Here is a 12,882-nt window from a genome sequence, read left to right on the forward strand (position 1 = left end):
AATTTATCATGGGAAAGCTTATCCAGTAATCTAAGAATATTCATAATGTGAGTTTTTAAGGTGAATGATTAGTTGATGCCTCTTTCTTTCCAGGTAAAAGGTGTTTTGATGAATGCTCCGGCAGCCATTACGACATCTTTGGGCTCTTTTGCGAGGTCAAGTCCATTGGCATCTATCACGTCATCTCCTGAAAAATCTGCAGAGCCGGGATTGATGATATTTCTGATAGCGGAAGCATGTCTGGCTTCTACAGAAACTATTTTACCGGCAATAACAAGGTATGCCGGGTTGGAAATATATTTTCCCGCGCCATTATAAGCGGCTACCCCCGTATCTTCCAATGCTTTTGCTGTGGCCAGAACTGAGCTCCTGTTATTAAAATTCACATTCGGATACTGGAATTCGAGCTTAGGCAGCACATGATCTGTAGCTCCGCTGATGGCAGCTTTGAAGAAATCCCTGTGTATCACTTCATGATGGTACAGATCTGTGAAAAGTTCTTTTTCAATACTGGAAATTCCCGCATAGAAATTGTTAACTACTTTCGTATAAAAGTCGGCTTCAAGCTGTTCAAGTGCATAGGCGTAATTTAATACTCCTACATCCCCTGTTCCAAGGTCATACTTGGATTCTTCTATCATCTGGAAATCATCATTATCATCACAACCGATAATGGTAAGGCCTGCGATGGCCAATCCTACTCCACTTAATTTTAAAAAGTTTCTTCTGCTGGTATCAAGGGTAGCTCCCTGATTAGAAACGTGAATGGTTCTTTTCATACTATTTATTTTTTAGTGTTGGGTTTAAGAGCAAGAAAACAGCATACTGATATGCTGTTGAAATCTCACAAGTTGTTATGGCATCAGAACTGTATCGATAACATGAATCACACCATTAGACTGGTTTACATCCGCAATGGTTACTTTCGCGTTGTTTCCTTTAGCATCTTTTATATAAAGGTCTTTTCCTTTGGTCCAGAAAGTAAGTTCCTCTCCCTGTACCGTTTTCATCATACTTTTTCCTTTTCCTGCTTTTACGGCTGCCCAGATTTCTTTAGCACTGTATCTTCCGGGAAGAACATGGTACGTTAATATGCTGGTAAGTGTTGCCTTATTTTCAGGTTTTACAAGGTTTTCAACGGTTCCTTTGGGAAGTTTTGCAAAGGCCGCATCTGTAGGTGCCAGTACTGTAAAAGGTCCTGCCCCCTCTAATGTTTCTACCAATCCGGCAGCTTTCACTGCTGCCACAAGTGTTTTGTGATCTTTGGAATTCACAGCGTTTTCAATAATATTTTTGGATGGATACATGGGGGCTCCTCCCACCATTACTGTTTTTTCTTTCATCATTTGTGCAGTTACCTTCCTGCTGAAAGCAAATGATAGAGCTACCATTGCCAAGACTGTGATTTTTGATTGTGTGTTCATTGTATTGATTTTTTTATTGATTATATTTATTTGTGCTTTAATGTCATTTACGAGGTTGGTTTTATTTTAGATTGAAAAAGATTGAAATTTATTTCATCTATTTGATTTTCAGCTGGTTATTTTTTTATATTGTAATTTAATAAGTACATCAGGACGTTTTCTGAATTATCTTTCTATTCTTTTCTGAATGAAATATCTTGTATTGAATATTTTTAAATGATTTCTTTAAAATTGTGTATGAAATAAAAGATGTTTAGGATTTTGTTGACTATATGTTTTATTTTATTACATTTGGACAGAAAAATAAAAGCTATTAAAACAACCTATTCTGAAGAAGAGCTTATCGTTTTATTAAAAGAAAAAAACGAAACTGGTTTTCATTATCTGTATGACCACTATTCTGGTGCGCTGTACGGAATTATTCTTCGGATTGTTCAGTCTAAAGAATATACTGAAGAAGTTATTCAGGATGTTTTTGTTAAAATATGGAACTCCATTCATCAGTATGATGCTTCCAAAGGGAGGTTTTATACCTGGATGATCAATATTGCAAGGAATACCGCTATTGATTATTTAAAGTCTAAAGGATTCCAGAATGAGCTTAAAAACCAATCACTTCCGGATTTCGTATATAATACTGCAGAACTTTCAACAACGAATAATTCTTCCGACTATATCGGATTCAATAACGTTCTGGAAGGGCTGGAAGCAGATAAGCAGGAACTTATTGATCTTGCTTATTATCAAGGATATACCCAGCATGAGATATCTGAGAAGCTGAAGATACCCCTGGGAACCGTAAAAACAAAAATGCGGAATGCACTGATGAAATTAAAGGATTTGCTAAAAGATTATCAATAAATTGAACACTAAAGAATACATATCATCCGGAATTATAGAATCTTATATTCTTGGCCATGCTTCTCCCGAGGAAGCAGGGATTTTGGAGTGTGTGATGAAGAACAATGCTGAAGTAAAAGCAGCTTTTGAAGAAGCGCAGAAAACTTTGGAAGATCTTGCTACGGCACAGGCGGTAGCACCTCCGGTTGATCTGAAATCTAAGATATGGAACAAAATTCAGAAGGAACAGACTGTTGAGGAAGTTATCCCTGCCCTTTCAGCAGATATTCCGGAAGCAAAAGATCAAAACGAAGATATTCCGGAGTATAAAGCTCAAGTAAATACCCCTGGAAAACGTATGCAGTAGCAGCTTCTGTACTGTTTCTGGTAAGTGTTGCCGGTAACTTGTACTGGATGAACACTCAATCTGCGAATCAAAAGAGATGGCTCTGCTGGCAGCAGATAAAAAGCATCAGGATGAGGCCATGCAGAAAATGAATCAGAAACTTGAGATGTTCTCCAATCCTGATATGAAGATGGTTATGCTGAAAGGAGTAGAAAAGCATGCGGATGCCAAAGCAATGGTTTTCTGGGACAAAAAAACAAAAGAAGTCTATCTGAATGCTGAAAAGCTTCCGAAAGCTCCTGAGGGAATGCAGTATCAGCTTTGGGCTATAGAAAACGGAAAGCCGGTGAGTGCAGGAATGTATACCGAAGATAAAGACAGCAGAATTGCTTTAGCCAATATTCCCGATGCCCAGGCCTTTGCCATAACTCTTGAAAAGAAGGAGGCAGTAAAGTGCCTACCATGGAAAATATGTTTGTAATGGGGGAAATATAGCCTTCTTATAATAAAAACAAGGCGGACACAATCAAATCCGCCTTGCCATCTCCCAAATAATTAAATATGAAAAAATATGAATGTTTTGTTTATACAGGGCATGCTTTCAGCATCAGATCATGCAGATCTGTATTTTTAATAAACTGCTGTAAAATTTCATTTCCCGGGCCATAAGCCGCTACCTCCACGTAATCTCCGGAATGGTCCATACTGATCCATCCAACAGAATTCCTGCTTTTCTGAATTTCCGAATATAGTTTGAAAGGCAGCTTTTTATAATTATAAAGACCTCCTTCTTCCCCTTTTTCAAGACCGTTGTAAAAGCTCAGCAGATGTTTGGCTTCATCATCATTCAGGATAATTTTGTTACTTTCATAAATCCAGTCTTTAATATCATTCATCGAATAGTCTTTCTGAATCTTGTTCAGAATATATTCATTGGTATATTGATACCCTGAAATACTGTTAAAGTTTTTGGTGGCATCCGTACCATAAATAGTTCCGGGATTGGCATTACCATGATCTGTAGTGATGATTACCAGGGTGTTTCCATCTTTTTCAGCAAAATCCAAAACCGTTTTTACGGCTTCGTCAAATGCCAGCTGATCGTGAATCAATGCAGCAACGTCATTGGCATGGGCTGCCCAGTCTACTTTTCCGGCTTCTACCTGAAGAACAAAACCCTCCGGATGATCCTTCATCTGGTTAATAGCTGTATCGGCCATTTCAGCAAGAGTTGGAGTATTTTTATATTCCTGCAGATGAGCCCTGTCAATACTGTACGGCAGCGCTCCTGTACTGAAGATTCCTAACAGCTTCTCTCCTTTTCTGACTTCTTTCAGGTCATTTTGTGTTTTCAGAATCCGGTATCCCTTTTGCGATAAACAGAATAGAGATCTGTCTTGTCTTCTCTTTTGGCAGGATTGAAAAACTCGTCACCTCCGCCTAAAAGCACATCCAGTTCCAGGTCGGCATAGATCTCAGCGATTTGAGGTTCTGCATTTCTTCTGGAAGAATTTACACAAAAACCAGCAGGAGTTGCATGGGTAACGGTAACGGTAGTCACACAGCCTGCTTTCTTGCCTCCTTTTTTATATTGCTGCCATATCGGAAGATGCTTCTCACCGTTAGGTCCTATATTCAGTGTCCCGTTTTTACTCTTATCCCTCCTCCAAAAGCTGAACTTGCAGCAGCAGAATCTGTTACTATAGAGCTTGCTGAGGCTGTATCCATCAGGGCACGGGTTACTTTTTTCTCATGATACAGATTGAGCCAGTTACTTCCCCTTCCTAAAATATTCCGGGAATACAGGTCTGCCATTGAAAGTGTTCCCAGACTCATCCCGTCACTGACCATAAAGATGATATTCTTTGCCTCTCCGGTCTTCGTTTTTTCACTATTCTTTCCGAAGCTCCAGAGATCAGCGGGTGATAAGGTTAATAATCCTGAAAGTATTGCAGAACCTTTTAGAAATTTTCTTCTGTCCATATTGTTTTGAATAATGTACCAAGTTATCGCATTTAACTTTTTACCGATACATTGTTGCATTAATTAAAAGTTAATTTTAAATATCCTTTGGAAAGGGATCTTCAAAGCTTTGTTTTTTATCAAACAATTCTTTTTCCCTTTCATTGATAAGGCAATGCTGAAGATCAGACAGCATTTGATCTTTATCCAGATTCTGCCCGATAAAGACCAGTTCATTAATCCTGTCACCCCAGTTTTTGTCCCATCTTTTTTCAATAAAACTTTGATTTTCCGTAAATGAAGAATACTGTACTCTATGGCTTAGCGACATGCTGCACCACCATACCCCTGCCTTTTCCAAACGGAAAGATCCTCCTGCCTGAGAAAAGTTCAGGGCATCATCAGGTCTTGACGCCAGCCAGAACAGACCTTTCGCTCGTATTGTTCCTTCAGGATAATGATGGTTCAGGTATTCCCATAATCTTACCGGATGAAAAGGCTTTCTGTCTCTGAAAACGATTGAACTTATTCCATATTCTTCCGTTTCGGGAGTGTGGTGCTCCGATTGCAGTTCTTTTTGCCAGCCGGCAGATGATTGCGCTTTGTCGAAATCAAAAAGCCGTGTATTTAAAATCTGCTGAGGATCAATTTTACCAAACTCTGAGTGTAAGAGAACCGCATCCGGATTTAACTTTTTTATGGCAGCCTGTAAAAAGCCAAGTGTTTCCGCATCTATAAGATCTGTTTTGTTTAAAATAATCACGTTGGCAAATTCGATCTGATCGGTCAGAAGATTAACAATTGTCCGGTAATCGCCTTCCATATCCGTAAGATCACGGTCCATCAGCAGTTCATTAGAACCGAAATCTTTTATGAAATTAAAACAGTCTACTACCGTTACCATGGTATCTACATAACTGAAACGGGAAAGGTCTATTCCGCTTTCTTCATCAATGTAGGTAAAGGTTTGAGCCACAGGAACCGGTTCACTGATTCCTGTACTTTCAATAAGAAGATAATCAAAACGGTTTTCGCCGGCAAGGCGTTCCACTTCTACCATCAGATCTTCACGAAGTGTGCAGCAGATGCATCCGTTGCTCATTTCTACCAGTTTTTCTTCTGTTCTTGAAAGGGTATTTTGATTTTCAACAATACGGGCATCAATATTCACTTCGCTCATATCATTCACAATGACAGCTACCTTCAGTCCTTGCCTGTTGTGTAAAATATGGTTCAGTAATGTGGTTTTACCGGCTCCCAGGAAACCGCTCAGTACCGTTACAGGAAGTTTTTTTGTCATTTTTTAATGTTTGTGATTTTTAAAATTGATAAGGTGGCCGGTTATTAAGCCTGCAGTTCCGATATAGATCAATGGCACATGAATCTCCAATAGTATATCGGTGAGGATGGAAATAGAGATGAGAGAAACAGAAGTCCAGAATAAAATCTTTAGCCAGCGTTTTTCTATCTTTTTGGTTACCCTGAAAACAACAACAGCCCCAATACAAAGAAACGCGAGATCAATATAAGGATTGTGTGATATTCCTAAGGGAACAATTAATAATAACGGGAAAACAATACAATGAATCAGGCATAGAACAGCAGCGGAGATTCCTACAGCATCAAGAATTTTTGATTTCATAATAGTCCAGAATTAATTTTCTTATTGTAACTTTGTTGCAAAAGTAGAAATAAAAAATTAAATATCGCAACTTTGTTGCATTAAAATATGAAACAGGTCAGAAATACGCATGCCAAGACTGAAATTTTAAACCTTATCAATGGTTCGGATGTAGCCCTTACGCATTCTGATATTCAGAAGAAATTAGGTGATCTGTGTAACAGGGTAACCATTTACAGGGTATTGGAAAGGCTTGAAAACGAAGGTGCCATACACAAGATCGTTAATATTGACGGGGTGGTAAATTTTGCAAAGTGCAGCGGAAAATGTACACATGAACAGCATTTTCACAATCATGTTCATTTCAACTGCAAAGAATGTCATTCTGTAACGTGTATTGAAAATGCGATTCCGGAAATCAGTTTGCCGGAACACTTTATTGCACAGGAGTACAATTTTATTATCAGCGGGATATGTCCGAAATGTGCTGATGCTTAAAGCGAAAAGGTAAAAAAGCGTATTGATCTGCTTTTTTACCTTTGTGATTTGTTATAAGGAAGAGATATAGACTTCTATTTTGGTTCCATCATAATTGAAGGTACCGTCAGCATTCTTTTTACCTAATACCCATTTCATGTCTACAGGTACAGACCATGCAGATCCTAATGAAAATCCATTAACGGATCTGATTTCATTTCCTTTTCCTGTAGTAACTGCTGAATGAAACCAGCTTTTATCAATCAGTCTGTAGAAACCGATTGCTTTTCCTGCCGGGATTGGCGAATATCCGTCCCATTTTTCCCCTGCCGGATAGTTAAATACGGTTAACCATTTTTGTCCGGCTGATTCTGCCAGTTGAGAAGGGCTTATAGATGCACCGCGCATATATAATGCATACGCTACAGCATCATGACATACTCCACTGTTGTATTTCGAAATATTTTCTGCTCCTGAAAGAAGAGCATGCGCAACGGGCGCTCTTTCAGATAAGGATAGCTGAGCCTTCCTGGCTCCTTCCGGTGTGATAAATGACATATAATAATATTTTGTTTGGTGTGGTAAAGATACACCTTTCAAATTTAATCACTTATGTTGGATAATATTTTAATTTTTGGCTGAAGCCGTTGATAGGGTCATTAATCAATAAGCGGGTTAAAACCCGCCTCTATTGATACATAAACCTGGTATTATATCTGAGAATGGTATGAATATTCAATAGGAACGTGCTTTAGCCCGTTCTAACAATTGCATACAGATAGTTCGGCTTCAGCCGAAACTTAATATCGTATAGGTTTGGCTGAAGCATTTGAAATGGCGGATGATGAAATAAGCGGGTTAAAACCCGCCTCTATTGATACATAAACCTGTATTATATCTGAGAATGGTATGAATATTCAATAGGAACGTGCTTTAGCCCGTTCTAACAATTGCATACAGATAGTTCGGCTTCAGCCGAAACTTAATATCGTATAGGTTTGGCTGAAGCATTTGAAATGGCGGATGATGAAATAAGCGGGTTAAAACCCGCCTCTATTGATACATAAACCTGGTATTATATCTGAGAATGGTATGAATATTCAATAGGAACGGGCTTTAGCCCGATCTAACAATTGCATACAGATAGTTCGGCTTCAGCCGCAAACTTAATATCGTATAGGTTTGGCTGAAGCATTTGAAATGGCGGATAATAAAATAAGCGGGCTAAAGCCCGCTTCTATTGATACATAAACCTGGTATTATATCTGAGAATGGTATGAATATTCAATAGGAACGGGCTTTAGCCCGATCTAACAATTGCATACAGATAGTTCGGCTTCAGCCGAAACTTAATATCGTATAGGTTTGGCTGATGCATTTGAAATGGTGGATAATAAATAAGCGGGCTTTAGCCCGCTTCTATTGATAAGTATAATTAAGGATTCATTTAGCAATAGTACATACATTCATAGCTGAAAAGCTTTCCGTCTTTAAAGGTAAAAATAAAAGTCCTGCATCCCCATTCTGGATATGATATTCGTGTGGAGAGGAAATCCAGTGTGATGAAAGCAGATCCCCAAAACGGGTTACAAAACTCCTTTCATCATAATTGGAATCCATACGCTCATTTCCTAAAACCAAAGCTTCACCGTTGGTAAAAGACATTTTGTAGATGCTTCCGGAAATTTTTCCTTTATATTCTTCAAAAGCAACGATGATGTCAGGTGTTTTATAGAAGTATTGAGGTTCCCATCCGCATTCCGGCATATCGGGAATATCATTCACTCTCTGCATTTCCAGTTTTTTCATCTGGGAGTCTGTTATTTTGCCGTCAAAAAGTGCGGTTTCTTTCCATAAGAAATGCATGTTCAGAGTTTTTAATTTCTTTTCATAGTCCTTTGTTCCAGGTTTTTTTGCAAACTGCTCTGCCAGAAGAAGTTCAAAGTCGATATCTGTTTTCGTGTTTTCTATACCGGCATTGGATTCTTTCCAGTACTGTAAAGCCTGTTTAAGATTTTTATCCTCCATCCAGGCGATTTCACGTAACCTTCCAGCCTGCGTCAATTCTTTTTCTTTGTTTTTACCTTTTACTGCAAGATAGTCTTTCAGCACTTTTTCGTAGGTAAGTTCAGAACCAAGGTACTTCATCTGGATATATTCCGGATTTTCATGGAAATGATCACCAATATAAACCCAGCCATCCTGATATAAAGGAACATAATCAATACAGACCAACTCATTTAAAGCAGCTCTCCGTACCGGCGTACTTTCTGTTGTAGGACCTTTTCGCACCCGAAGTTCCGATACCTGTATATAGAAATGCGGACATTGCTGTCCCTGCGGCCCACGGTAGAAATACTGGGCTGGTTCGCCGGAAGATTTATTGCCGTGCATGGTTTTTTGTAAAGGCTGGCGGTCTATGAAACCGATATCCCCGTTGCTTACCTGTACTTTGTATTGTGTCTGGGTAGAATCCAGAAGATAAACAGGTGCTTCTGTAGAAAAGATTCCTAAAAGATCTTTATTATTTCCTTTTTCACGGAAGAGATGTCCCCATTCTGATGTATAAACCGGCTTTTCACCTGGTTTCTGAGCCATAGTATTGTAAAAGCAGCATTGAATGATGCTGGTTCCTAATAATATCTTTTTCAACATATTGTCATTGGTGCAAACCTTTTTAGAAAAGGTTTTGTTATTATTATACTGTTATTTCCTTCAAAATTACTGAAAAATCAAGGGCTTTCCTACGATTATTGTTATTCAGAATCGGTATAAATTCCATGCTATTCATCATCTCCCATTGGGTAAAGTAAATAAAAATACTATTTTTATCGGCCAAAAAAAGTAAAGACTAATTATGCCGACTGATGCTTCTCATAAGCTGATTCCGATGACCACTTTCGTGCTGGAGTATTATTCTCACGAAGGGTATGCCGATCTTCAGATTTTGAATCTGATGAATAATTATGCCAATTTCTTAAAGAAGCGCTTGACTCTTGGAATGTTTGTTCCCGTAGACCGTAAAGGGAATATTCTGAAAGAACCTAAAAATTATACGGAATGGAAATCCCTGGGGCATAATGACGGGAAAAGAACGGATGTTGCCGGATTTGAAGAATATGCAGAATATCAGAAGGCAGAACAGAACTGTATGTTTGAGGGCTTTAAGGTAGATTATAACGGATATTCAAAGGTGAGAATCATCGCTGCATATGATCCTTCCATTGAATTATCTTTTAATAAAAATGATCTGATCCCTACAGGATATAATGATGTGGAATCACTTACAGTTTTTGATGATATTTTTTTAACATCCAGTGCATTAAAAGCGATCGGAATAAAAAGGTAAAACTTTGAGATATATAAAATAAAACGTTTATCAGGCTGATAAACGTTTTATTTTTTGATATATTACCGTACACATTCTCCCGAATGGCAGTGATAACCTGAAGGACACAACCCGTTAATGCAGGGACCTGCAGCATCAGGATAACATCTTTCATCTGCCCGGCAATGGGAATGGGGCGGGCATAGAGAAAGCAGGTTCCCAAGGCAAACGCCTACGGGAAGAGGAAGATTAAGCTCAATACCGATCTCCCCGATAATGTTTTTCAATGTTTTTCTGTTTAATTTTTTCATGGTTTTGTTTTAGGTGTTATTGATTCATTATATGTTCAAGTTCTGTGATAAAATCTTTCTGCGCTGTATTGATGCGCTGCTGCGCTTCTTCTGAAGGGAACCATTGCCATTGATCTACTTCCGGAATTTCCATTATATTACCGGATTTGGGAGGCCATTCCAATGGAAAACTATTGCTGTAAAGACCTGAAGTGTCAAGATCGCTTTCTAAGGCCCAGGCATAAACGGTTTTTCCTCCTTTCTGCCTAATGGGTGACAGTTCGATAAACTTTCCGTCTAGGGTTTTACCCGTTTCTTCTTCAAATTCTGTCAGGGCGCGTTCCAATGGATTTTCATCAGCAAGAATTTCACCTTTGGGAATAGACCATGCTCCAAGGTCTTTATTTTTCCAGAAAGGACCACCGGGATGTACCAAAAATAATACAGACTGTTTTTTTCTTTTTTAAAAAGCAAAATACCAGCACTTGTTTTCATGGACGTAAGGATTTGATTATTAAAGATATGAAAAATATATAACCGGATGGTCAATAGGATATACTTTTCTTTTTAAACCCAGAGGGTGACATTTGTTTGTATGTTTTGAATATTTTATTGAAGTGGCTTGCATCATTGAAGCCCAGTTTGTCGGCAATTTCACTGATATTATAACGGCTTTGAAGCAAGAGCTTTTCAGCAGTTTTCATTTTATGCTGCATAACGTGCTGCTGTATGGAAAAACCTGTCTGTTTTTTGATATAAATACTGATATAATTGGGTGAAAGCATAAATTCTTCAGCCAGGTTCTCAATTTTCATTTTATCAGCATCCAGAGCGTTGACATTGATATAGTACAGTATCTTTTCAATTCTGCTCAGATTTTGGGTCATCCATTCTTTGGCAGTACTGGTATGTATTGTATTTCGGATCAGAATTGTAATAACGGATGAAAAAAGATCAGCCGTGATCTCTTTATTGTACATGTTTTTATGGCTGAATTCATATAGAAGAATCCGGGCCAGCCGTAACAGGTGTACTCTATCTGTTTTATTTTTAATCACGGATTCATATACAAAAGAATGGTTTTCCATCAGAAGCTGAACCATTTTTTTAAGCTCATTATTTTGGTGGGACAAATGGTTCTGCCAGATATACTGTTCGGTAAATTTTATATAAATGAAACGTGTTTTACCTGTAATGGTGAATTCATGGGCATCACTTGGCCTCAAAAGGAAAACATCTCCTTTTTTGTAGGGAAAAGTTACGTTGTTGAGGTGATGAAATCCTTTGCCATGCTCTATAATAATCAGCTCATAAAAGTTATGGTTATGATATTCAACATCCCATATTTCCTTTTCAATACTGAAAACATTAAAAGAATTAAAATTAACAATTCGCTTCATAAAAAATGGATTTTTACAAATTTACCATTAATTTTTACAATACAGACTGAGTGATTATTGATGAATTTTGCCTTATCAATACATTCAAAATGAAATATATAAAACAATCAGTATTGTTGCTTGCTTCAACAATCGTTTTAATGTCCTTTTCCGACCATCATGATAAGGATAAAAGAGAGAAAAAGGAGCTGTCTCAGGCACAGGTTCCAACCAAAAAATACTGGCCGAACGGGGCTCAGCTGGTTATTTCCGTTTCTATGCAGTTTGAAACAGGCGGACAGCCTGAAGGTGCTGAAAGTCCGTTCAGCGGTACTCCCTGCCCAAAGGACAACCTGATCTTCCCGCAGAAAGCTGGTACCGGTATGGCGGGAATGAAGGAATTTACAGGATGCTGGATTTATGGAAAAAATATGATATCAAAGTAACTTCTCATGTGGTGGGAACTGCTGCTGAAAAGTATCCTGATGTGGCTAAAGCTATTGCAAAAGGAGGTCATGAAATTGCCGCTCACGGCATTGCCTGGGATAATCAATGGAATAAAAGTTATGCTGATGAGCTGAATTTTGTAAAACAGGGTGTAGATGTAGTGGAAAAGATTACCGGGCAGAAAGCGGTAGGTTATAACTGTAATTGGCTGAGAAGAGGCCCGAATACCCTTAAGGTATTGCAGGAGCTGGGTTTTTTATATCATATAGACGACCTGAGCCATGATGAGCCTTTTATTACAAAAGTAAAAGGGAAAAATTTTGTGGTCATTCCTTATACGTTACGGAACAATGATATCGTTACTATAGAAGGAAAGCATTGGAGCCCGGATCAGTTTCTGGCACAGCTGAAGTTTGAATTTGACCGCCTGTATGAAGAAGGAGCTTCTAAAAGAAGGATGATGAGCATCAGTTTTCATGACAGAATTGGCGGGACGCCGGCAATGGTACATGCCATGGAGGAATTCATCAGATATACCAGAGAAAAGCAGGGTGTTGTCTTTATGAGAAAAGATGATATAGCAAAAATGGTGATGAATGATCCGGATACTCCGGTTGATAACAGTGAAGAAAAGTTTAATAAGTAAGGAAGCTGGAGGCTGGAGGAAGGAAGTTATTGAAGACCTTAAAAACAAGTTACAGCATAATTGATAAACACAATAAAGTGAATCATAGCAGACTTATACCTTCCCGCTTCCATCCAAAAATA

Annotated in this window: 16 protein-coding genes and 1 pseudogene; 7 read left to right on the forward strand and 10 right to left on the reverse strand. The window is 38.4% G+C overall.

The annotated features are described in order from the left end of the window. Positions 1-68 precede the first annotated feature (68 nt). Together OWR28_RS11495 and OWR28_RS11500 are read right to left on the reverse strand one after the other, a co-directional pair. Entirely contained in the window at positions 69-779 is a 711-nt protein-coding gene (locus OWR28_RS11495; RefSeq protein WP_332386715.1) for a ferritin-like domain-containing protein, read from the reverse strand. A 75-nt stretch (positions 780-854) separates the two neighbouring features. After that, positions 855-1,424, reverse strand: coding sequence for a fasciclin domain-containing protein (locus OWR28_RS11500; RefSeq protein ID WP_332386716.1), 570 nt, complete (start codon positions 1,422-1,424; stop codon positions 855-857). 291 nt (positions 1,425-1,715) lie between these two features. Here OWR28_RS11500 and OWR28_RS11505 point away from each other — a divergent pair, with 291 nt between their 5' ends. From OWR28_RS11505 to OWR28_RS11515, 3 genes are all read left to right on the forward strand, one after another. Further along, positions 1,716-2,285, forward strand: a complete 570-nt coding sequence (locus OWR28_RS11505; protein ID WP_332386717.1) for an RNA polymerase sigma factor — start codon at positions 1,716-1,718, stop codon at positions 2,283-2,285. 1 nt (position 2,286) lies between these two features. Further along, entirely contained in the window at positions 2,287-2,631 is a 345-nt protein-coding gene (locus OWR28_RS11510; RefSeq protein ID WP_332386718.1) for a hypothetical protein, read from the forward strand. Positions 2,632-2,707: 76 nt separating this feature from the next. Beyond that, on the forward strand, positions 2,708-3,091 hold the full coding sequence (locus OWR28_RS11515) for an anti-sigma factor (protein ID WP_332386719.1): 384 nt from the start codon (positions 2,708-2,710) through the stop codon (positions 3,089-3,091). A gap of 103 nt (positions 3,092-3,194) precedes the next feature. On the opposite strand, the pseudogene OWR28_RS11520 reads toward OWR28_RS11515, so the two are convergent. From OWR28_RS11520 to OWR28_RS11530, 3 genes and pseudogenes are all read right to left on the reverse strand, one after another. Next, positions 3,195-4,593 (reverse strand): annotated as a pseudogene (locus tag OWR28_RS11520) (alkaline phosphatase). Positions 4,594-4,669: 76 nt separating this feature from the next. Then, a complete protein-coding gene (locus OWR28_RS11525) occupies positions 4,670-5,872 on the reverse strand; it encodes a GTP-binding protein (protein ID WP_332386720.1) in 1,203 nt (400 codons plus the stop codon). A 3-nt stretch (positions 5,873-5,875) separates the two neighbouring features. After that, positions 5,876-6,214 carry a MerC domain-containing protein gene (locus tag OWR28_RS11530; protein WP_332386721.1) on the reverse strand — a complete coding sequence of 113 codons (339 nt, stop codon included), beginning with the start codon at positions 6,212-6,214 and terminating at the stop codon, positions 5,876-5,878. 87 nt (positions 6,215-6,301) lie between these two features. Between OWR28_RS11530 and OWR28_RS11535 the strand changes: the two genes are divergently transcribed. Then, on the forward strand, positions 6,302-6,691 hold the full coding sequence (locus OWR28_RS11535) for a Fur family transcriptional regulator (RefSeq protein WP_002979333.1): 390 nt from the start codon (positions 6,302-6,304) through the stop codon (positions 6,689-6,691). A 51-nt stretch (positions 6,692-6,742) separates the two neighbouring features. On the opposite strand, the gene OWR28_RS11540 is transcribed toward OWR28_RS11535, so the two are convergent. Together OWR28_RS11540 and OWR28_RS11545 are read right to left on the reverse strand one after the other, a co-directional pair. Then, positions 6,743-7,228: a hypothetical protein gene (locus tag OWR28_RS11540; protein ID WP_332386722.1), complete on the reverse strand. Its 486-nt coding sequence runs from the start codon at positions 7,226-7,228 to the stop codon at positions 6,743-6,745. A gap of 885 nt (positions 7,229-8,113) precedes the next feature. Continuing rightward, a complete protein-coding gene (locus tag OWR28_RS11545) occupies positions 8,114-9,325 on the reverse strand; it encodes a hypothetical protein (protein WP_332386723.1) in 1,212 nt (403 codons plus the stop codon). 202 nt (positions 9,326-9,527) lie between these two features. On the opposite strand from OWR28_RS11545, the gene OWR28_RS11550 reads away from it, so the two are divergent. After that, on the forward strand, positions 9,528-10,019 hold the full coding sequence (locus OWR28_RS11550; RefSeq protein ID WP_332386724.1) for a hypothetical protein: 492 nt from the start codon (positions 9,528-9,530) through the stop codon (positions 10,017-10,019). A gap of 62 nt (positions 10,020-10,081) precedes the next feature. Here the strand turns inward: OWR28_RS11550 and OWR28_RS11555 are convergent, their stop codons facing one another. The 3 genes from OWR28_RS11555 to OWR28_RS11565 form a co-directional block, all read right to left on the reverse strand. Then, on the reverse strand, positions 10,082-10,309 hold the full coding sequence (locus OWR28_RS11555; RefSeq protein ID WP_047423096.1) for a hypothetical protein: 228 nt from the start codon (positions 10,307-10,309) through the stop codon (positions 10,082-10,084). A 16-nt stretch (positions 10,310-10,325) separates the two neighbouring features. Further along, positions 10,326-10,724 carry an NUDIX domain-containing protein gene (locus OWR28_RS11560; RefSeq protein ID WP_332386725.1) on the reverse strand — a complete coding sequence of 133 codons (399 nt, stop codon included), beginning with the start codon at positions 10,722-10,724 and terminating at the stop codon, positions 10,326-10,328. 109 nt (positions 10,725-10,833) lie between these two features. Beyond that, entirely contained in the window at positions 10,834-11,688 is an 855-nt protein-coding gene (locus OWR28_RS11565) for an AraC family transcriptional regulator (protein WP_332386726.1), read from the reverse strand. 140 nt (positions 11,689-11,828) lie between these two features. On the opposite strand from OWR28_RS11565, the gene OWR28_RS11570 reads away from it, so the two are divergent. Then, the gene (locus tag OWR28_RS11570; RefSeq protein ID WP_332386727.1) at positions 11,829-12,113 is read left to right on the forward strand and encodes a hypothetical protein; all 285 of its coding nucleotides are present in this window, start codon (positions 11,829-11,831) and stop codon (positions 12,111-12,113) included. Beyond that, positions 12,077-12,760, forward strand: coding sequence for a polysaccharide deacetylase family protein (locus OWR28_RS11575; protein WP_332386728.1), 684 nt, complete (start codon positions 12,077-12,079; stop codon positions 12,758-12,760). Before OWR28_RS11570 ends, OWR28_RS11575 begins: the two co-directional genes overlap by 37 nt. The last annotated feature ends 122 nt before the right edge of the window (positions 12,761-12,882 follow it).

It is taken from the genome of Chryseobacterium sp. 1B4 (assembly GCF_036631475.1).
In the GTDB taxonomy this organism is placed as follows: domain Bacteria; phylum Bacteroidota; class Bacteroidia; order Flavobacteriales; family Weeksellaceae; genus Chryseobacterium.

Excerpts from the sequence above, each read along its gene's own strand:
- OWR28_RS11565 (WP_332386726.1), bottom strand. The coding sequence starts at position 11,688 with ATGAAGCGAATTGTTAATTTTAATTCTTTTAATGTTTTCAGTATTGAA.
- OWR28_RS11555 (WP_047423096.1), bottom strand. The coding sequence starts at position 10,309 with ATGAAAAAATTAAACAGAAAAACATTGAAAAACATTATCGGGGAGATC.
- OWR28_RS11545 (WP_332386723.1), bottom strand. The coding sequence starts at position 9,325 with ATGTTGAAAAAGATATTATTAGGAACCAGCATCATTCAATGCTGCTTT.
- OWR28_RS11495 (WP_332386715.1), bottom strand. The coding sequence starts at position 779 with ATGAAAAGAACCATTCACGTTTCTAATCAGGGAGCTACCCTTGATACC.
- OWR28_RS11500 (WP_332386716.1), bottom strand. The coding sequence starts at position 1,424 with ATGAACACACAATCAAAAATCACAGTCTTGGCAATGGTAGCTCTATCA.
- OWR28_RS11540 (WP_332386722.1), bottom strand. The coding sequence starts at position 7,228 with ATGTCATTTATCACACCGGAAGGAGCCAGGAAGGCTCAGCTATCCTTA.
- OWR28_RS11515 (WP_332386719.1), top strand. The coding sequence starts at position 2,708 with ATGGCTCTGCTGGCAGCAGATAAAAAGCATCAGGATGAGGCCATGCAG.
- OWR28_RS11570 (WP_332386727.1), top strand. The coding sequence starts at position 11,829 with ATGTCCTTTTCCGACCATCATGATAAGGATAAAAGAGAGAAAAAGGAG.
- OWR28_RS11535 (WP_002979333.1), top strand. The coding sequence starts at position 6,302 with ATGAAACAGGTCAGAAATACGCATGCCAAGACTGAAATTTTAAACCTT.
- OWR28_RS11575 (WP_332386728.1), top strand. The coding sequence starts at position 12,077 with ATGCTGGATTTATGGAAAAAATATGATATCAAAGTAACTTCTCATGTG.
- OWR28_RS11525 (WP_332386720.1), bottom strand. The coding sequence starts at position 5,872 with ATGACAAAAAAACTTCCTGTAACGGTACTGAGCGGTTTCCTGGGAGCC.
- OWR28_RS11530 (WP_332386721.1), bottom strand. The coding sequence starts at position 6,214 with ATGAAATCAAAAATTCTTGATGCTGTAGGAATCTCCGCTGCTGTTCTA.
- OWR28_RS11550 (WP_332386724.1), top strand. The coding sequence starts at position 9,528 with ATGCCGACTGATGCTTCTCATAAGCTGATTCCGATGACCACTTTCGTG.